At 61.2% G+C, this 18,773-nt stretch carries 14 protein-coding genes and 4 pseudogenes; 12 read left to right on the plus strand and 6 right to left on the minus strand.

The features are described 5' to 3' along the window. Positions 1-51: 51 nt before the first annotated feature. Genes NLN62_RS01855 through NLN62_RS01865 form a run of 3 tightly spaced genes read right to left on the minus strand, consistent with a single transcriptional unit; the run spans position 52 to position 4,111 of the window. Entirely contained in the window at positions 52-1,473 is a 1,422-nt protein-coding gene (locus NLN62_RS01855; protein WP_254107138.1) for an FGGY family carbohydrate kinase, read from the minus strand. After that, entirely contained in the window at positions 1,470-2,669 is a 1,200-nt protein-coding gene (locus NLN62_RS01860; RefSeq protein WP_254107139.1) for an NAD(P)/FAD-dependent oxidoreductase, read from the minus strand. The genes NLN62_RS01855 and NLN62_RS01860 overlap by 4 nt, the downstream gene beginning before the upstream one ends. Further along, complete coding sequence (locus NLN62_RS01865; protein ID WP_254107140.1) at positions 2,666-4,111, minus strand: NAD(P)/FAD-dependent oxidoreductase; 1,446 nt, start codon at positions 4,109-4,111, stop codon at positions 2,666-2,668. The genes NLN62_RS01860 and NLN62_RS01865 overlap by 4 nt, the downstream gene beginning before the upstream one ends. A 799-nt stretch (positions 4,112-4,910) precedes the next feature. Between NLN62_RS01865 and NLN62_RS01870 the strand changes: the two genes are divergently transcribed. The 4 genes and pseudogenes from NLN62_RS01870 to NLN62_RS01885 all read left to right on the plus strand — a co-directional run. Then, a complete protein-coding gene (locus NLN62_RS01870; RefSeq protein WP_254107141.1) occupies positions 4,911-5,081 on the plus strand; it encodes a hypothetical protein in 171 nt (56 codons plus the stop codon). After that, positions 5,078-5,245: a hypothetical protein gene (locus tag NLN62_RS01875; protein WP_254107142.1), complete on the plus strand. Its 168-nt coding sequence runs from the start codon at positions 5,078-5,080 to the stop codon at positions 5,243-5,245. The genes NLN62_RS01870 and NLN62_RS01875 overlap by 4 nt, the downstream gene beginning before the upstream one ends. 315 nt (positions 5,246-5,560) lie before the next feature. After that, complete coding sequence (locus NLN62_RS01880; RefSeq protein WP_254107143.1) at positions 5,561-5,782, plus strand: hypothetical protein; 222 nt, start codon at positions 5,561-5,563, stop codon at positions 5,780-5,782. Positions 5,783-6,013: 231 nt separating this feature from the next. Next, positions 6,014-6,385: pseudogene (locus NLN62_RS01885) on the plus strand (transposase); the annotation flags it as partial. A gap of 1,386 nt (positions 6,386-7,771) precedes the next feature. Here NLN62_RS01885 and NLN62_RS01890 read toward each other — a convergent pair. Beyond that, positions 7,772-7,952: pseudogene (locus tag NLN62_RS01890) on the minus strand (IS3 family transposase); the annotation flags it as partial. Between the two features lie 395 nt (positions 7,953-8,347). Further along, positions 8,348-9,676, minus strand: coding sequence for a group II intron reverse transcriptase/maturase (gene ltrA, locus NLN62_RS01895; protein WP_254113316.1), 1,329 nt, complete (start codon positions 9,674-9,676; stop codon positions 8,348-8,350). A 512-nt stretch (positions 9,677-10,188) separates the two neighbouring features. Here ltrA and NLN62_RS01900 point away from each other — a divergent pair. From NLN62_RS01900 to terL, 5 genes and pseudogenes are all read left to right on the plus strand, one after another. Then, positions 10,189-10,412: pseudogene (locus NLN62_RS01900) on the plus strand (transposase domain-containing protein); the annotation flags it as partial. Between the two features lie 272 nt (positions 10,413-10,684). Beyond that, complete coding sequence (locus NLN62_RS01905; protein WP_254107144.1) at positions 10,685-11,569, plus strand: hypothetical protein; 885 nt, start codon at positions 10,685-10,687, stop codon at positions 11,567-11,569. Then, positions 11,527-12,960 (plus strand): site-specific DNA-methyltransferase, encoded by a 1,434-nt coding sequence (locus NLN62_RS01910; RefSeq protein ID WP_254107145.1) that lies wholly within the window; start codon positions 11,527-11,529, stop codon positions 12,958-12,960. Before NLN62_RS01905 ends, NLN62_RS01910 begins: the two co-directional genes overlap by 43 nt. Beyond that, positions 12,957-13,361 carry a DUF5681 domain-containing protein gene (locus tag NLN62_RS01915; protein ID WP_254107146.1) on the plus strand — a complete coding sequence of 135 codons (405 nt, stop codon included), beginning with the start codon at positions 12,957-12,959 and terminating at the stop codon, positions 13,359-13,361. Before NLN62_RS01910 ends, NLN62_RS01915 begins: the two co-directional genes overlap by 4 nt. A gap of 134 nt (positions 13,362-13,495) precedes the next feature. After that, on the plus strand, positions 13,496-14,809 hold the full coding sequence (gene terL, locus NLN62_RS01920; RefSeq protein WP_254107147.1) for a phage terminase large subunit: 1,314 nt from the start codon (positions 13,496-13,498) through the stop codon (positions 14,807-14,809). A 58-nt stretch (positions 14,810-14,867) separates the two neighbouring features. Here terL and NLN62_RS01925 read toward each other — a convergent pair whose 3' ends face one another. Next, entirely contained in the window at positions 14,868-15,497 is a 630-nt protein-coding gene (locus NLN62_RS01925) for a hypothetical protein (RefSeq protein ID WP_254107148.1), read from the minus strand. 11 nt (positions 15,498-15,508) lie between these two features. Between NLN62_RS01925 and NLN62_RS01930 the strand changes: the two are divergent. The 3 genes and pseudogenes from NLN62_RS01930 (at position 15,509) to NLN62_RS01940 (ending at position 18,093) form a co-directional block, all read left to right on the plus strand. Beyond that, a pseudogene (locus NLN62_RS01930) lies at positions 15,509-16,368 on the plus strand (YqaJ viral recombinase family protein). Beyond that, positions 16,352-17,521, plus strand: a complete 1,170-nt coding sequence (locus tag NLN62_RS01935) for an ERF family protein (RefSeq protein ID WP_254107149.1) — start codon at positions 16,352-16,354, stop codon at positions 17,519-17,521. The pseudogene NLN62_RS01930 and the gene NLN62_RS01935 overlap by 17 nt, the downstream one beginning before the upstream one ends. A 59-nt stretch (positions 17,522-17,580) precedes the next feature. Continuing rightward, on the plus strand, positions 17,581-18,093 hold the full coding sequence (locus tag NLN62_RS01940; protein ID WP_254113317.1) for a hypothetical protein: 513 nt from the start codon (positions 17,581-17,583) through the stop codon (positions 18,091-18,093). Positions 18,094-18,773 lie beyond the last annotated feature (680 nt).

Consider the following 18,773-nt stretch of genomic DNA (forward strand, 5'->3'; position numbering starts at 1 on the left):
CGCGGCTGACAATCCGTAGCATAGATGCCCTGCCCGCGTGTACTAGCATCGTTATCGATCCGGGCGGCCAAAGCCCCGGACAAGAGAAACGGCGTTGGAGAAGCGCCTATGGTGCTCGGTTTGCAGAGGCGCCCCGGGGACGACGAGAGAGTGCCTTAGAAGCCTCTCCGGGGATGAGGCGCTCAGAGCATCAATGCAACATCGAAGCACACCGATTGCCGTAACTTCAGCGGTATCCGCGACGTCCAGAGGCCGACCCAATGCGTTGGCAAGAAACTGAACGAAGTACGGATTTTTTATTAGGCCTCCATCCACGGCGATTCGGCTAACGCCGTCCAGCGCAACCGACATCGCATCCACAATTTGAGAGGCTCGAAGGGCGATACCTTCCAGCACGGCCTGATAGAGATCGGATCGTTGGGTTGCGAGATCCAAGCCGAACCACGCCCCGCGGGCGGACCTATCCCAAATCGGACTTCCGAGCCCCGCCAGAGCAGGGACGAAGACGAGCCCCCTCTCGATCGCCGGGGCGCTCGAACATTCAAATCCTTCGTCCGGGTTGGATAGCCCCACCTGGCCGAGCCATTCAACCGCCGCGCCCGCGGAGAGTACGCCGCCGTCCAAGGCATAACGAGCCCTTTCGCCCTTTTTAGCCCAGGCGCAAGTTGGCAAGAGACCTTGAGAGGCCGCCTGGAGGACGGGCCCTTCTGTCAGACCCAAAACGAAGGCGCCAGTCCCGAACGTCAGTTTGATGTCGCCGGGAGAATGGCAATCGTGCCCAAACAACGACGCTTGCTGGTCAACGATGCTGCAGACAACCGGCACTCCCTGATCGAGAACACCGAATTCCCCCGTGGTTGGCCGAATCTCGGGAAGACATTCGCGCGGCACTCCAAAAGCGTCACACAACGCCTCGTCCCACTCGAGCGATTGAATGTTCATGAGACTCGTGCGCGACGCCGTCGACGGGTCAGTGGCAAACACGCCGGTCAGCCGGTCGAGGAAGAATGCATCGGACGTTCCGAGCCTCAATCGGCCACTGCGCAGGAGATCGCGAGCCCCGTCTGCGTTGTCGAGCAGCCAGCGCAGTTTGGTTGCCGAAAAATACGCATCGAGAGGAAGGCCGGCGCGCTGGAGCGTCAATTCTTCGACGCCTGACCGCCGCAGCTCTTCTATCTGATTGGATGTCCTCTCGTCCTGCCAAACGAGCGCGTTGTAGAGGGGCCGCTTGGACAGCGCATCCCATGCGACAACGGTTTCCCCCTGGTTGGCCAGGCCTACGCCCTGGAGATCGTCTTCAGCGTCGACGAGCGCCCGAATGTTTTGCACGAGCTCTTCGGGATCATGTTCAACCCATCCTTGTTTCGGCCTGATCTGACGGTGATGCAGCCGGCGTCCTTCGCGCAGCCACTCGCCAGTCCAGGCGAAGGACTTTGTCGAGGTCGTCCCCTGGTCAATAGCGACAATGGTCAAGCTTCGATGCTCACATGCAGGTCTTCCGACGAATGGCGGACGGACGCAGGAAGATTCAGGGTCAGGCGGCGTTCGGGCAGCATTTTGATGTCCTGCCGCAGATAAACGTTGGTCCCCGACTTGACGACTAGTCGCCCTCGGCAGTTTTGGGAGACGCGGCCAAAGAGAGTGACCGGACCACCTTCAGGGGTGAGCCGTTGCGGATAGATATAGCGAAGGCCATTCCCGGCCTTGACCGCGATCTCGGGCGCCGAGAGCTTCGCCCCATCCAGCCCCTTCAGGATCGCGCGGGCGGCAAGAGCACCCTCTCCCGCTGCCCTGCCTGAATGTTCGACGGGACGGAGCACGTTTCCAGCGGCGTAGTAGGCTGGATCGGAGCATCGCCAATCCGAATTGACGCTTGGCCCTTCCGTCCCGGAATCAATTTCGATGGGCGATGCGCGCAGCATTCCCGTCTCCGGAACGAACATCCCACTGATAATAACACCATCGCACGCGATGGATTCTTGCCGCCCGGCACGGTTTATGACGACGCCCGTGACGCGTTCTCTTCCTTCGATGCTCACGATTGAGGTACGTGTGAGAACGGGAACCCCGAGGACCAGCCGCGCGATCCAGTCGCCCGGGCGGCGCGCAACGATACGTTCGCCGGCCTCTATCATAGCGGCAGGCCGGATCTTGGCGTGTCTCGCCGTGAGCAAGGCGGAAAAGGAAACCAGTTCCGTTCCAACCACAATAGGATAACGGAACGGCCTCATTCCTCCCTTATAGACCATCTCCTGGAACGCACCGGTTGTGACGACTCCCCACGGTCGTGGCCCGGATATCAGCCGTGCCGCGCGCGACGTCTCCCGAATGCCTGTCGTGATCAGGACCGCGCGGCTTTCGATCGTTTCCGTTCCGCGCGGCCCGTTGACCTGAACGACACCGCCCGGTTGAAGCCCGACGACCGAGTGATTGGTCAGGATCTCGACATCCCGGGCGGCCTGCACCAGCTTGCGCGCATAAGTCGGCCCATCCCACAGGCGGTGAAAATCCAGGATGCCCCATCCGCTGTGGCCACAAAAGCGAGGCAAGCCTCCCGGCTCTTCATTGCGCTCAACGACCAGCATATCTTTAAGGCCCGCATTGCGCAGCACACGGGCCGCCGTTAAGCCTGCAGGACCGGCCCCAATGATTGTGACCGTCCGCTTCACGTTCTACCCTCCAACGGCTCGACCAGTCCGGGAATAGCCGATCCCGTTAATTCCAGCGTTCGGCGCGTGCAATAGAAGCCCTGGCATCGCCCCATCATGACGCGCGTGCGCCGCTTGAGACCGCCGAGACTCCTGGCCGGAAATTCACCGTGCAGCGCCGCCTCGATCTCCGCCCTTGTGACCATCTCGCAATGGCAAATGATCTCGGATCGACCGGGGCACATCCAGGGACGCTCGAGCCCTTCAGTCAGGTTCGGCATCAAAACCCATTGCGGTTCCGCAATTTTCTTGAGAGGCCCGAAATGCTGCGCATAGAGCCCGGCGACGTACGCACCGATGCCCAACGCGCTGGTCAACCCCGTCGATCGGATACCGGCGACCGTGATCCAGCGCTCCGTTGGTAATGCCTCGATCTGATAGTCTTTGAATTGCGTCGCCGGGCGTAATCCGGCGTAGGAAGCCGTGATCGGTTCGGACGCGAGGGCGGGGATCATCCGGCGACCTTGATGCAGCAGGTCGGCGATGATGCGTCCATCCGTGGTCGGGAAATCACGCTCGCGTTGTTCTTCCGCTGTTGGCCCGACCAGCACATTGCCGAAGGCCGTCCGCGTCACGACAACGCCCTTGGTCCGTTCGTTCGGTACCGGGAGAAGGATCGAATTCAGCAGCCGGCTGGCGGATTTGTCGAGGACAACAAACTGCCCTTTGCGTGGACGCATCTCGAACGGCGACGGACGAGCAATCGCCTCGATCAGATCACCGAAATTGCCGGCACAGTTGACCACGATGCGCGCGCGTATTGGCTCGGCATTGGTTTGCAAGGTCCAGACATCGTTCTCGAGCCTGCCGCCCAGGACGGTTGTCGATCGCCGCATCTCGCCCCCGTTCAGCAGCCCCTGGAGGGCGTAGGATAGCGGTGCGGACCACGCATCGATGACGGACTCGCCCGGCACAATCACGCCCGCGACGAGATCTTTCGCGAGATGAGGTTCGCGACGGAGTATCTCATCGCGCGACGCCAGCCGCACATCCATGACGCCGTTGGCGTGCGCGCGATCGACGATACTCGGCAACGCAGCCGCTTCGGTTTCGGACCAGGCGACCAGGGTTGCCTCCGTCTCGAGGAGCGGAAGCCCTAGCTGTTCACGAACGCTCCGGTAGTATGCGTATCCTTCCCGGACGAGCTTGGCTTCGAGACTTCTGGGCGATGCATCAAAGCCGGTGTGAAGAAGCGCGCTGTTGGCTTTACTCGCTCCGTTGATAACGTCCGCGTCCTTCTCGATCAGGACCGTCCGAAGACCGCTCAGAACGAGTTCGCGAAAGACGGCGCAACCGACAACCCCGGCGCCAATAATGGCCACATCGAAAGGCTCATCAGCTTCCCGCATGACCGCCGCCCGCCATTGTGTATCGACAACAAAGAGCTGCTCTGGGAACTCCATGATGTGCGAGTTTACCAGCCAGCCGTCTTCTGGTGCTCAAGGTCACGTCTATCCCTGTTTCAACGATTCCCGCCGGTAAGCCATCAGCGTTGAGCTGCGCACTCCAACTTGCCTCGACAATGATCTTCCGACCGCCGGCCGTCCTCCGTTCTATGTCACCGGACCAGTTACCATTCTCATATACCGATGCTTCGGCTGCCTTCAAGTCGATGCCGGAGCCCTCGCCTCTTTTCAGTGAAATTACAGCAAGGCGTCACATATGATATGATGGCAGCAGTGGATGATTTGCCCCACAGGCGCGCATGATTTCCTGTTGGTATGACGTGATGTAAGGGGCGGACGGATTCCGAATCGAAGGCGGCTCGTGGTCGTGGCGAAGGCCGCAAGAGCCATGCTGAGCTGAATCCTGCTGCGGTGACTCTCGCGCGGTTGCTGCGGCAGTCGATGTCAGAATTTCTTTCCGACACCCCTTAGTGACATCGGCACGGTCGAAAAGTGAGGCGTCCCCCCCTGCTAGACTGTATGTCCCTTCACAAGTGAGGTCGAGCAAGCGCGCAGTGATCAGGCCCACTGTTTTTCCGTATCTCCCCTTGGGTCCACCGGCGGCTGTCGCGTGGCGGAATAGCCACCGCTGCCATCGCCCAGCCGCTTGAACAAAACACCGGGGCCCGGATGGCCCCCCGGCACAAACGCCCTTCACCGCAAACCCCTTGAGGTGTAGCCTTTCGCCACGCGCGCCAGCCGAGCCGAGAGGTCTCGGCACGGGCCGACCCTCGTTGCGTGAGCGCGGGGATCAATCATGAGGATCAAATATCTGGAGTTCATCCAGCGCTTTGCCGTGTTCGACGAGGCGGCGTTCCTGAACTACGCCCGAACGCTTGGTGGTATCGTGGACGAGGACGACCATGGTTACCGCTGTGATGTTGATTGCACCCAACGGCCCACATCCGCACAGCCGAGCCGAGAGTGAACACGGCTATTTTCTGGATGGCGCGGAAGGTTCGCTGGTTAGCCAACGGCCACCTAACTTTTAAAAACAATGCAGCCCTCAAGGCCGCCAAGGCCAAGCGCTATCCGTGGATCGTCGAGGCGGCGTTCCAGCGCGACGTACCACCCCTGTGTGTAGCGGCATAAATTTGCTATGCCCTTGGACCGAGGCGCAAGTCGCGCGCGTGCTTGAGCGGCTGTGATATCGGCGCGCCGGGATCAGGCCCGCTATTTTTCCTCCACCTCCCCTTGGGTCCACCTACCGCCGGAAAAAAATGCTGGCGCATCCCTCTGCGTAAGGTGGGTAAAAAAGAGCATGCCGACGGACTATGCGGCGATCTGCGAAGCTATCAAAAAAATTAAGGGGGTTCGCCTCCTCGAGTGCATTGATGTGCCGTGCATCACAGTCGAGGCGAGGCCGATATGTTGTCATCCGCCTGCAATGGGGAAGCGGAGAGCAACATGAAGATCTATCTGCTGGTGATGCTGACGAGCGCGCTTCTGATGGCGATTCGCTTCACCACCGCGCGGGAACAACAGTCGAATTCGCCCCAGGTGTCTCTTTCGCAAGCAAGCACCTGCGCCGGCTCTATCTTTGATGTGCCGTGCCGTCGCCCTTCTTGCTGCGCCGGTCCAATCAGCAAAGCGGGCGCGCGCAATGAGACACCCGACTCACCCCACTGACTGCCATACGACCCCAAAACGGAGAATCGGAATGCCCGTAGCAAGATCACGACGACCTGTTCTCGCTTTCGCAACATTGGCGCTCGGCACCGGCATTGTCGCCGACGGGCTTTTCATGTCCGGCCACGGGTAGGAAGGGGTAGGCTGAGGACTCCTCCCGCGCCCGCTTGAGGATGCTCCCCAATCATTGATGAACCATTGCCGAGATCCCGTTTTCGCGGCACCTGTGACGACGATTGCCGGCTCGAGCCGCGCTGGATGTATGGCCGGCGCGACCTTGGCGAGGTGCGGCGCGATCTGGCCAAATGGCGCGGCAAGTACCCCAAGCTCACCGGATCGGTCGAAGAGAACATCGAGGAGACACTGACCTACTTCCGCCTGCCGCTGCCGCACCGCAAACACATGAAGTCAACCGACATGTTGGAGCGCCTCAATGAGGAGATCAGACGGCGGACCTATGTGGTGCGCATCTTCCCCAGTGCCGAGAGCTGCTTAAGGCTCGTCCGTGCGTTGACCGTCGAGCGCCACAAGGCCTGGCTCGAGGACCACCGCTATCTCGACATGGATCTGTTGAAAGAGCACAAGGAGGCGCTAGGCCTGCGGCCTGACCGATGTTCAGGCCCACCAAAGGGATGGACGCCAGCCATCCTCTCCGCCGCCGTCGCTTGCCAACGCTTGCGCTCTGGGGTGAGCAAGCGACGGCGGCTCCGAGGGGATGGCTCGGCTGGACCCCATGATTAATTTTGCTGAACTTGACGCACATAACTCCAGTACAACCGCATGACCAGGTAGATCGGGCCGTTCGGAGCGGGCCAGTTGCCTTCATTCTCTTGGGACTAAACACCTAGTCGCTTACTCTTTCGTGTGATGCAAAGCCCCATTTCCCGATCGGTGGATCGATCGTGAGAGCATGGAACCTTAGAAATAATCGTGCGTCAAACAGATTTCGGATTTATGTAATATGTCAACACTCAATGTTGATTGTCGGCATTAGACCGCCATAGACGTCTGAAATGGAGGCATGTGCTACAATTGCCAGCTCGTAAATTCCGCCGATAGAGCACAGAGGGCGGATTAGGGACACACGTAGGCTCGGTTGGCGCGACACAAAACGAGGAGGCTGAAATGCGGAGGATGATGTTCTCACTTCTGGCGGCCACCTTGTTGGCGGGCGCACCAGTGGGCTTCGCATATGCCCAAGGCGTTGGCGGCATGGGCGGCGGAGGCACTGGCGGCTTGGGCGGAGGCTCGGACAGCATCAATCCGGGAGCCGGAGCCGGTGGCCCACCTAGGGCCGCCGAGCAACGAAGGCTTTCCATCCAGCAGAGCGGTCCAAGTCAAGTGCCAAATAGCTGGTGGAGTCATGATGCCGCACGACGCCAGCCGCCCCAGAGCTGGTGGAATAGTAACGCCTATCAACCGCCTAAGAGCGCGTGGAGCAGCAACGGCTATCAGCCGCCTAAGAGCGCGTGGAGCGGCAACGGCCATCAGCCGCCTATGAGCGCGTGGAGCGGCAACGGCTATCAGCCGCAGAAAAGCGCGTGGGGCAGCCAGTGAACTTCGAGCGCCTTGTCGCTTGCTCGCTCAGGTCACGGCGCTCCGCTCGCAACATTCGAGTATCTCCGATCAGAATTTGAAAGAACGCTGAAAAAGGTCACAGAGATTAGTGCACGGACAAAATCCGACTGGGCCACACCGGCACAGGACGTTGGCTCAGGTGCCGATGTCTCGCGTAACCGCCGCCTTCAAAGGACTAACGCTTTGAAACGGCGGTCCCGCCCAAACGCCAGCCGCTGTTCGAGCAGGTCAAGGCTTGTCTTCGGTCAGTCTTCCGCGCATGTGGTCGATAGCATCGATCGCCTGCGGGTTGAGGTTCATCAACGTTGGCGGGACGACCTAGCGAACCGGCCTGACATAGCGCCGCTGGAATGTGACGCCGTGGCCACTCGGGCGCGCTTGACTGATCTTCCCCCGAGAAAGCGGACGGGTTTAGGCGGCTCTTAGCTCCATCTTGATCGGAGGGATATATCCGATGACGGAATGGAGCCTGTCGATTGTAGAAGCCCTCGATGAAGGCGAAGATATCGCGCTGGGCCTCGGTGCGGGTCTGGTACTGACGATGATGTGCGAGCTCGGTCTTGAAGGTGTGGAAGAAGCTCTCCATCGGGGCAAGCAGTCGGCCCAGCGACTCATCGATGCGGTAAGGCCCGCAGCAGCTGCAAGGACAGCCGCTCTGACCCGCTGGACCACGTAGCGGATGGCATCGGCCAGGCCGCTGCGAGGCGGGATGTGGGCGAGTTGCGTCTCGAGTCAGGAAGCGGCAGCGATCGAATTTGGCGGGTGGTCACCGCGATGAAGGCCCACCCTTTGCCGCTTTCTGGATGATGGACGCATCGAGCTTGGTAGAGTCGACGACTCGCGCGGTGACCGTAGGTCGCGAGGCTTTACTGGTCCGGCTGCTTTCGCCAGTTGCCGGTGTCGCAGTTCGCACCATAGTTCCGTTTCCAGTTGCCGCTCGTCAAACCGGGCATGCAGATTTCCCGCACCCGGCTTTCACTTGTCTCATCAAGCCTTCGCACTCGATCGGTCGTTACGACGAGTCGGGATGCGGAAGAGTTTGAGCGTATCGTGCAGGTAATCCTGCGGATACTCTTTGAAGCCCCTGCCACGTTTTCCTGCTCGTTGTATCAACCAGTGCCGCAGACGCCGATCGACGTATTGCCTGATGAAGTCATAGGTCTTCATGACAGGACCTTGGTCGAAGTAGCCGCACCAGCCACGAAGAAAGCGACTGATGACGACGACAGTGTTCTCCGGTGTGTCCGGGTACCACTGCGGCGTCGTGCGTTCGTGGATTCGTCGGAGCAATCTCATGACCGCCTTCTTGGACGGACGCGTGCCGATGAAGGCTTGTCCATCCTTTCCGTAGAACCGCCCGATCGTGTAGCCTAGGAACGTGAATCGTTCCGTCGGCAATCGAGCGATGCGGGTCTTGGTCTCGTTCACCTCCAACCCGAGCTTGTTCATCAGTACCGTCATTCGCTTCATCGCCGCCTCGGCTTGGCCGGGGCGGCAACAGATCACGAGATCGTCGGCATAGTTGACGACGTAGGCGTCGAGTTGTTCTTGGTGTCCGTGGTCGCGCCAGGCCAGCAGAAAGCGTCGGAAGTAAATGTTCGCCAGCAATGGACTCAGAGGAGAGCCTTGCGGGGTCCCTTTCTTAAACTTGCGCGCATCTGCCGTCTGTATCGTCCGTCTTCCGCTCCGTTCAACTACCGGGACTGTCAACCAGCCTTTGATAGTCGAGAGGAGTCGTCCGTCGGCGATCCGTCGTGTCAGGCATCGCATCAGCGAACCGTGTGGAATCGACGTGAAATAGTCGCGTAAATCTGCATCGACTACCTCGCGGCGTCCCCGGTCCTTGATATGCCAAAACACGCGGCGCACGGCCATCTTGGCGTCCAGCTTCGGACGAAATCCATACTGGTTGTCCAGCAGGTCCACATCGAAGATGGGACCGATCACTAAGACCGTAGCCATCATGACGAGTCTGTCACGAATACACGGAATTCCGAGTGGTCGGCGTCCGCCATTGCTCTTTGGTATCCATACTCTCAGAAGGGGCTTGGGATGGTAGGTGCCATCCTTCAGCTCCTGTCTGATACTTTCCAGCCATCGCTCTTGTCCCTCGGTTTCAATCTGTTCGAATGTTATGCCGTCCACCCCGGGGGAGCCGTCGTTTTCACGACACCTTTGGTAAGCTTCTTCCATGACATCCGATCGGCAGATTTTGTCCCACAGGGAGTAGAAGCGGTATGCCGGTTCGGTCTTAGCTTTCGCCTGTAGCGAGCTCTGCAGCTTCTGAACGCTTAGTTCCGGTGTTGCTAGACTCATCGTCAATCGCCGTGCTCTCCGCTTCGTTCTCGCTTAATACAAGTCAGGGCCCCTTCCCTCTTCCGGCGTTACCCGGTGTCATAGGTAGTACGGACCCATCCGCCATCTGCCGCCGCCGACGCTGGCCCTCACGGGTTCGTCGTTGTCCGGACTCATCATCCTTCGTCGGCAGCAGACTTCCCTTGTTGCCCACTGTCCATGTCCCGCGCGTGCTGTCACCACTACTCCGGTGGGATCCTGGGGTGCTTTTCTCGCTCGCTTCCCCCCGGACGCCGGCCTTCCCCGTTAGTATGGCGGGTCGACTCCCACGATGACGCTTTCGGAGCCTGCTCAGTGTTCACTCGCAAGTTGCGGCCCGCGCGGACCGATGACCCCCAAAAGGGGCCTTTTTCTCAGAGTGCTTCAGGTCATTCGTCGCCTCCTGACCCGCTCCGAGTACTTCCGGCTGGAGCGAGAGTTTGCCGGCCTGGATTTTCACCAGGGAGAACAGTGCGCCTTGGCAAGGCACACATACCGACACCGTTGAGCGCGCGATCCGGCCCGTCACGCTCGGCCGCAAAACCCCTTGTTTGCCGGATCCGACCGCGGCGCCGACCGCGGGGCGACCGTCTGTTCTCTCATCACCACCGCAAAGCTCAACGACGTCGAGCCTTTCGCCTATTTCAAGGACGTGCTCGAGCGCATGTCCAACGGCCCCCCAAGAGCCGGCTCGACGAACTCCTGCCTCGTCAACTGACACCACGTGTCAGGAATGGACGCCTACGAAAATCGGAGAATCTAGGGCCTCCAATCTTCCAACTCTCACAGAACATCTCGGAGAGCCCCTCACGGCGGGCTGAGGGTCTCGACCTAGATTGGCAGCGGTGCGGGGAAGGACCGTGCTGGCCCGGACTTGCACAAGCCTCATGAGGCAAGCGATTCTGTTTGTTGCCAATCTGAAAACGTCATCCACGGTGGGGGGCCGAGCCGGTGCCTGGGCACGTCGAAGCAAAATGCGGCGGGACCGAAATGGTCCTCCTGCGCGGCTATGGACACGTGTACGATCCGAATGCCGGACCGGGCGATTGCTCCGAAGCGTGTCTGCTCAGCGACGACCAATTTACCGGTGTGATGAGCACCTTCCCTGGCCGGCTACGCGAGGGCTGCGAGGCAGAAATTCGCTCCCAACTGGAGTGGTTCCGCGAAGTCATGGTTCAGGCTGAACGACAGCGAGCGCAGCGAGCAACCCGAGCCCAGAGCCACCAGGCCTTGGGCCACGTCATCCAGCACGTTGGCCAATTCCTCAGCTGCGCAGCGCAGCTTGAGTTCGATTGGGTCGCCGAGCATGCGCCGACCGAAGCTGCGGGCGCCCTCGCCGTCTTCTACTCGTTTCCGGGACGATTACGAGCTCTTGCCAAAAGCGCCAGGCGGAAGGCCCGGCAGGGCGACGACGCGCCGCTCCGCAGGTTGGCGGATGCGGCCGATCATCTCGCGGACCAGCTGATGCGGCTGGATGAAGCTTCAGAGGACAAGATTCGTAGTCAGTTGCTCCAGAACGACGACTACGACGTGCGTCATCTGGCCGATGCGATCCGCATTGCGCAGTGGCTTGAGCTCGCGAGCCAAAACGCGCTCGCAATCAGCAAGAAACGGGGCGGCCCGCTTCGGCAGCTGACGCGGCTGCAGGTGGTGATTTGGCTGGCCGATCTGGTGGAGCGGTATGGCGGCACATTCACCCACAATCCTTACGAGCGACTACGCTATGATGGCAGCCCGCAGACGCCCGCCGGGCAGTTCGTCTTGAAATTCTTGCAAACCTGCACGTCCATCAGCCCGCAAACCGTGAGCAGCATGATGGCCGCGGCGATCAGATGCAGAAATCGCGCCGGGAAATCGGAGATGAGGACTTTCTAAGTGCGCCGGGCGGGCCTTCCACCAATATGCCGATAGGCATATTGCACATGGAGGCCCTCTTGAAGAACAACGCCAAACCAACCAATGGCGACGCACTCCGCCATGATCTAAAGCCCACTCTCGTTCCGATCGCCGAGCTCAAGACGCTCGGCCACCAAACCCGACGCCACACGCAAAGCCAGATCGGCAAGCTCGCGGAGAGCTTGCGGGACTTCGGTTTCGTTCTGCCGATCGTCGTCGATGCCATGCGCCGGGTAGTGGCGGGCTGGGCACTGGTCCTCGCGGCCCAGCTGCTTGGTCTGGATGTCGTGCCCGCCGTGACCCTTGTCGATCTCAGCGAGGTGCAGCTGCGCATGCTGAAGCTTGCGCTCAATCGCCTCGCCGAGGACGGCAGTTGGGATGTCCAGGCCTTGCGGCTTGAGCTTTCCGAACTCCTGACCATCGATCCTGAAGCCGACCTGCAACTGACCGGGTTTTCGACTGGAGAACTCGATGTCTCTATTTCGGATTCAGAGGATTTGGAGGATGAGTTGCCGCCACCTGAGGCAGGTCCGGCCGTAAGCCAACCGGGCGACATCTGGATACTACGGGAGCATCGTGCCATCTGCGCCGATGCCCGGCAGGCGGAAAGCTACGTCCGCCTGATGGCGGACGAGCGCGCCCGCATGAGCTTCGCCGATCCGCCATACAACGTGCCAATCGAGGGCCACGCGTCAGGGCTGGGCAGAACCCAGCACCCAAACTTTGCGATGGCCTCCGGGGAAATGTCTGACGCCGAGTTCGAGACGTTCTTGGCCGAAGTCTTTATGCGTGTCTGCGAGCACGCGGTCAATGGCTCAGTGCACTTCATTTGCATGGATTGGCGCGGCACCGGTCAGCTGCTCAACGCTACCCGCCCCATCTACGATCAACAGCTCAACTTATGCGTTTGGAACAAGCCACGTCCCGGCATGGGGAGTTTCTACCGGTCTAAACATGAGCTCATTTTCGTTTTCAAGAAGGGCTCGGCGCCCCATCTCAACAATGTTCAACTCGGGCGCAATGGTCGCAACCGCTGCAACGTGTGGGATTACCAAAACAGTTGGGCACGGTCTCCGAAATCCAAGCTCGCCCTGCACCCCACCGTCAAGCCGGTCGCGCTGATCGCCGACGCGATCCGCGATTGCACCAACGAGCACGACATCGTGCTCGATCCGTTCGGCGGCGCCGGAACGACGCTCATTGCTGCGGAGCGGACCCGGCGTCGGGCGCGGCTGATCGAAATCGACCCCCACTACGTGGATGTCGCCATCCGCCGCTGGCAGCACGTCACGGGCAAGGCGGCGGTCCACGCCGAGACCGGCGAACAATTTTCCCAACGGGAGCACCGCAGCCGTGGAGAGCGCTCGTGAGTCACAAATCCGATAAGGGCGGTGGCTACGGCAGACCGCCCCTGCACAGCCGCTTCAAACCGGGCCAATCCGGCAACCCCCGCGGGCGCCCGAAGGGTAGCTTGAATTTTGCAACCGACCTGAAAGACACGCTTCAAGCCCCCATCACCCTGAACGACGGCGGAAAATCACGACGCGTCACCACGCAAAAAGCAGCCTTGCTGCGCCTGCGCGAAAAAGCGCTCAGGGGCGATGTCAGAGCGCTGGATAAATTGCTCTCCTACGCGCTGGCGATGAGCGACGGTCCCCCGCAGCACGCCGACACGAGCATGTCGGTCGACGATCAGGCAATTCTCGACTCGTTCCGAGCGCAGGTTCTGGCCGACGCCGAAGCCAAGGACGGCGGAGACGACGGCTCATGAGGGATGTCTTAGATGCGCTACTCCGGCGGGATCTGCGTTCCTTCATCCACAAGGCCTTCTACACGGTCTTTCCGGGCACCGCCTATCTGCCCAACTGGCACATTGACGCAATCGTCTATCAGCTGCTCCGTTTGATGTCCGGTCGGGGCGGCCGTCTCCTCATCAACCAGCCTCCGCGTTCGCTCAAATCGCTGTCCGTGTCGGTCGCCTTCGTGGCCTGGCTTTTGGGTCACGATCCAAATCTCCGCGTCATCGTGGTCAGCTACTCCAACGACCTTGCCGCCGAGTTGCATCGACAGTTCAGAATGCTGATCGAGTCCCCGTGGTATCGGCTGCTGTTTCCTGCCTTGCGCATAGCAAAAGATACCGGCTCGGAACTGGTGACAACGGCGGGTGGCAGCCGATACGCCACATCCGTCGGCGGGACATTGACGGGCCGTGGGGCCGAGCTGATTATCGTCGATGATCCGCTGAAAGCGGAAGATGCAATGTCGGAGCTTGCACGCAAACGCGTCATCGATTGGTATAGCGGCACCCTCGTCTCTCGACTCAACGATAAAGAATCCGACCAAATCATCGTCGTGATGCAACGGTTACATGAGGATGATCTGGCCGGTCATCTTCTGCAAACGGGCGGCTGGCATCATCTCGATCTGCCCGCCATTGCGGTGGACGATGATGAAATTCCAGTTGCGGCGGGTCGGTTCGTGCGACGTCGTGTTGGCGATGTGCTGCACCCGGCGCGCGAAGACCGGGCAGTGCTTGAGCGGATCAAGGCCGAGATCGGCAGCCTCCAGTTCTCGGCGCAATACCAGCAACTCCCCGTTCCGATCGAGGGCAATCTGATCAAGCGGGAATGGTTTCGCGGCTACGAGACCTTGCCCAAGCCAGGCGCGCGCGATCGCGTCGTGCAGAGCTGGGACACTGCCATGACGACCGGCGAACACAACGACTATTCGGTGTGTACCACCTGGCGGGTCGTCAATAACAACTACTACCTGCTCGACGTTTTCAGGGGCCGACAACAATATCCTGACCTCAGAAGGACCGTGATCTCCCTCGCTGCAAAACATAAGGTGGACGCGGTTTTGATCGAGGACGCCGGCCCGGGGATGATGATGCTGCAGGACCTGCAACGTGATACGCCGAACGGCATGCCGCGCCCGATCGGCATCAAGCCCGAAGGCAGCAAGACCGATCGTATGGCGGCACAATCCTTCCGGATCGAGGCCGGGCAAGTGCATCTGCCGGCAAACGCAGCCTGGCTCGACCACTTTTTGCTGGAGCTGCTGGCGTTCCCGCACGGCAAACACGACGACCAGGTCGACAGCACATCGCAATTTCTGAAGTGGGCGAGCCACCATCCGATGTTCGATGATATCGAGCTGGACATCATTTCGGTCGGCCGCGGGGACTATGGTGAGGAGTATGGCTTTGGGTATCCATAACCACCGGTTAGCGGGGAGCTCTTTTGCACAACGAAGCCAATTGGTCGCGTTTCGAACCTTAGCCTTCCTTTGACCTGAGAGACCGAAGCGCGCGCTTCTGCAGCGCTAATGCGCTGCGCTCGTAGCGCTCAAGCCCGCTGAGCCGCTTGCCGATGGCGCCGGTCGGGCCATCGGGTAGATCGGCCAACATCGCTTGGCGGAGCATTCGGACACGGCATAGGTCGCGTTTGGCACGTGCGACGGCAGCTGCCGCTTCCGATCCGATCTCATGCCCGAGGCCGGAGCCAATAGCGTACATCAGGGGCGCTAGCTCCAGGTCATCCCGCGTGCCGCGGCCCGCGAGCCCGTGACGCAAGGCGTTTCGGCTCGACGTTGTTTTTCCAGCCGCCGTTCTCGGGCCGGTGCTGCGCTTGGCGTTGCTGCGATTGGCTTCGATTTGTCGGTGCGACGCCATCTCCGCGCGCCCTCCGTTGCGCTCATCCCAACACCCGAAAAGCTCCCTCCAAGCATCGGAAATATCAAGGCTTTTCACGCCAGAAGAACAACAATTCTGCTGCAGAAAGGACTGGATTTCCGGAGCAAAAGGAGCGTTACTGATGAGGCCGGGCGTGGACCGATAGCCCCGGTATTTCCCCCCGCGAGTGCGGGGCTTTTGGCGGTGCGGCGGCAAGCCGCGTTGCCAAACCAAGGGAGATACCGGTGACCACGATTGCAGCCAATGGCGCCGAGGGGCCCCATCCCATCATCAAGTTCAACCCGCACGACCGCCGGGCCTTCATCGGTGGCTCGGATGCACGCGTCATCATGGGCGATGACCAGGACGATCTCACTCGCCTATGGCGCGAAAAGCGCGGCGAGATCGCGCCGCAAGATTTTCGCGCAACCTGATCGTTCAGCTCGGCATCACCACCGAAGAGCTCAACCGCGGCTGGTATCAGGGCGCCACGGGTCAAGCGATCAAAGATATCCAGAAGCGCGTTCGGCATCCCGTGCACGGCTGGATGGCCGCCACCCTCGACGGCGTCGTCGCAGAGACCGGCGCGGTGTTCGAAGCCAAGTTCATGCTGCCCTGGGGCTTCACCGAGGAGGCTGCCGCCGAGAAGCACATGGCGCAGCTGCAGCACAACATGTGGGTGATTGCCGCCCGCTCGGCGGTGCTCTCAGTGATCACCGGCGGCGGCAAATGGGTGGAGATCACCGTGCATGCCGATCCACTGTACCAGCACCTGTTGCTGACCGCGGAAAAGAAGTTCTGGCGCTGCGTGCAGAGCGGCGAACCGCCGCTGCTGTTCGGCATCGAGCCGCCGCGTCCGCGGCTTGCCGCCGTCAAGGTCGTCGACATGACCGCGTCCAATCTGTGGGCCGAGTGCGCGGCAACCTACCTGCGCACCCGCGAGGCCTACGGCGACCATGAGCAGGCCAAGGCCGAGCTCAAGAAGCTGATGCCCGAGGATGCCAAGGAGGCCTTTGGCCATGGCATTCGCGCCAAACGCTCGAAAGCTGGCGCGGTCAGCTTTGATCCGGTTGAGATGGAGCGCGTCCATGCACCAGGCCAGTGAGCACATCGGTGCGATCGCGGCGGCGCTGGCCCGCGCGCAGGCCGAATTGACCAACCCGGAAAAGACCCTCACCGCTCAGATCCGCTCGCCGTTCCTGCGCGATGACGATCGAACCTTCCGCTACGCCTCGCTGGCGAGCGGCCTCGACATCGTGCGCAAGACCTTAAGCCAGCAGGAGATCGCCACCATCCAGACCACCCGGATCGAGGCGGCCACCGGACAGATCCACCTCACCACCCTGCTCGCCCACTCCTCGGGCGAGTGGATCTCCTCGGACTGGCCGGTCTGCGCCACCAGAGATGTCGAGGCGCCGCACCGGATGGGGGCGGCGCTGACCTATGCGCGGCGCTATGCTTTGTTCGCCCTGGTCGGGATCGCTGGCGAGGACGATCTGGACGCGCCTGATGCATTGGCAGCCGTGCCGGAGGCCGGGCCGCAAGGACCTCTTGGCGGCAAAGCCAAGCCCAAGGGCGTTCTCAACCGCGCGCCGGTGCTGGGGCCGCCGCAATCCGCCGAGCTGCGGGAGCAGCTCTTGAGCCAGCTCGCGGCCTTACCTTTCGGCAAGGACCTGCTCACCTGGGCCAAGGCCAGCATTCCGCTCAAAAATACCCTGCTGGAGGCCGACGCCCGGATGGTCGAAGCCGCCTATCGGACCAAGCTCGAGACCGCCGCTAGACCCCCATCCGATGTAGTCCAACAATCGCCCGTCTCTGACGGCGAGCAAACCCCGCGCCCAGAACCACTCGCGGCAGCTGCTGCGGCCGCCGAGGCGGCGCTGCAGCCGGCGGCGCCCGAGACAGGGCTCGCCCATCCCAAAGACCCGCCCCGCAAGCGCAGCAAGGCGCACCTGCTGTTCGTCCGCGACCAACCCTGCCTGGTGTGCCGGCGAACCCCGTGCGATGCGCACCACCTCAAATTCGCCCAGCCGCGCGCCCTGGGCCTGAAGGTTAGCGACGAGTTCACAGTGCCGCTGTGCCGCACCCACCACCACGAGCTGCACCGGCATGGCAATGAGCGGGGATGGTGGGCGAACCTGCAGATCGCGCCGTTGCCGGTGGCGCAGCAGCTGTGGACGGTGAGTCCCGTCCACGGCCCATCCAACGCGGCCGTCGGCGCCGCGGCGCTTGCCGCAAACCTGGAGGCCTCACCATGAACGGCCCCTGCCCAACGGCCCATCAGCTGGTCGCGACCGCGCTGCCCGCAGAGTTGGAGGTGTTGGCACCGCCGCCGCTGCTGCTCCCGGGCGAACAGCTTGAGCACTACCTGGCGCTGAAGCAGGCGATCTTCGCTGACCTCGCGCCGCGATCCGCCGTTGAGTGGCTGCTCGCGATCGATGTTGCTGAACTCTCCTGGGAGATCCAGCGCTACCGGGTGCTACGGCACAAGGTTCTGGAGACCTATCGCCAAAAGGCAATTGAAGCTGCGCTTCGCAGGATCGACATGATCGGGATCGCACCCGAATTCCAAGATGAGGCCGAGTACTACACCCTGCAAAACGCCCTGAGCTGGCGGATTGATACGGTGACCGCAACCGAGATCGACACACGTCTCGCTCGCTATGGCTTCGATCAACACGCCATCAACACGGAAGTCCACGTGCAGGCCCGCGAGATCTTCGTGCTGTTCGAGGGCCTGCTCAATGCCGCACAAACCAAGCGCATGCTGCTCCTGCGCGAGTTTCGCAACCAATGCCTCGCCGGTGTCCCGATGCGCCAGCGGCGCTGACGCACACTCAACGAAAGCATAGACCTGCGAGGCCAGTCCAGCGGACATGCTGCAACGGACGAACAATAGTCGTCTGCTTTCTAGGCGAACCGGTTGACTGCTGCTCACATCCACGATCGCGAAGAAGCCCAATCACTCACCGGGATTTCGCCCGCCGTTTGCGGCGTTGCGCGCGCGGGCGTTCGAACCCGAGAAGCTCTTCATGGCTTGGTTGAATCGATGGACCGTCTGGTTCGAATAATGTCACCAGTCGCCAAAGCTCTGCACCTCGGCCATCCAACACCTTTCGGACGCGCTCTCTGGCCGCCTCATCATCTGGACAGTCAAGGTCAACAGCGCCCACTAGATCGCCGCGTCGATCCAAAATGTGGACCCGGTAGTGCGGCATTTCACATTATCCCGTTCCAGAGCGGCGGCGGCCTTACCTGCCGTCGCCTGAAGGCCGATTAGTCACTCTCCTCGGCGCGCGCGGGCTGCGCGATCACGCACAGCCGCCATACGCGCCTTCACCAGGTTATGCGCTTCATCGCGCAGAAGCCAACGGTTGGCGGATCGGGACAGTCGGCTCGCGCCGGCAAGTCGTCGCGCATCTCCTTTCAAACGCGCAGCCACCGATTTGGCTCCCATGGGGGTCCCTGCGTTTTCCGGATTCGCTATTACAGAACCATTGGCTAGTCATT

This window comes from Bradyrhizobium sp. CCGUVB23, from assembly GCF_024199885.1.
In the GTDB taxonomy this organism is placed as follows: Bacteria; Pseudomonadota; Alphaproteobacteria; order Rhizobiales; family Xanthobacteraceae; genus Bradyrhizobium.

Coding starts and splice junctions, on each gene's coding strand:
- NLN62_RS01865 (WP_254107140.1), bottom strand. CDS start 4,111: ATGGAGTTCCCAGAGCAGCTCTTTGTTGTCGATACACAATGGCGGGCG.
- NLN62_RS01870 (WP_254107141.1), top strand. CDS start 4,911: ATGAGGATCAAATATCTGGAGTTCATCCAGCGCTTTGCCGTGTTCGAC.
- NLN62_RS01880 (WP_254107143.1), top strand. CDS start 5,561: ATGAAGATCTATCTGCTGGTGATGCTGACGAGCGCGCTTCTGATGGCG.
- ltrA (WP_254113316.1), bottom strand. CDS start 9,676: ATGAGTCTAGCAACACCGGAACTAAGCGTTCAGAAGCTGCAGAGCTCG.
- NLN62_RS01905 (WP_254107144.1), top strand. CDS start 10,685: ATGGTCCTCCTGCGCGGCTATGGACACGTGTACGATCCGAATGCCGGA.
- NLN62_RS01910 (WP_254107145.1), top strand. CDS start 11,527: ATGCAGAAATCGCGCCGGGAAATCGGAGATGAGGACTTTCTAAGTGCG.
- terL (WP_254107147.1), top strand. CDS start 13,496: ATGTCCGGTCGGGGCGGCCGTCTCCTCATCAACCAGCCTCCGCGTTCG.
- NLN62_RS01935 (WP_254107149.1), top strand. CDS start 16,352: ATGCACCAGGCCAGTGAGCACATCGGTGCGATCGCGGCGGCGCTGGCC.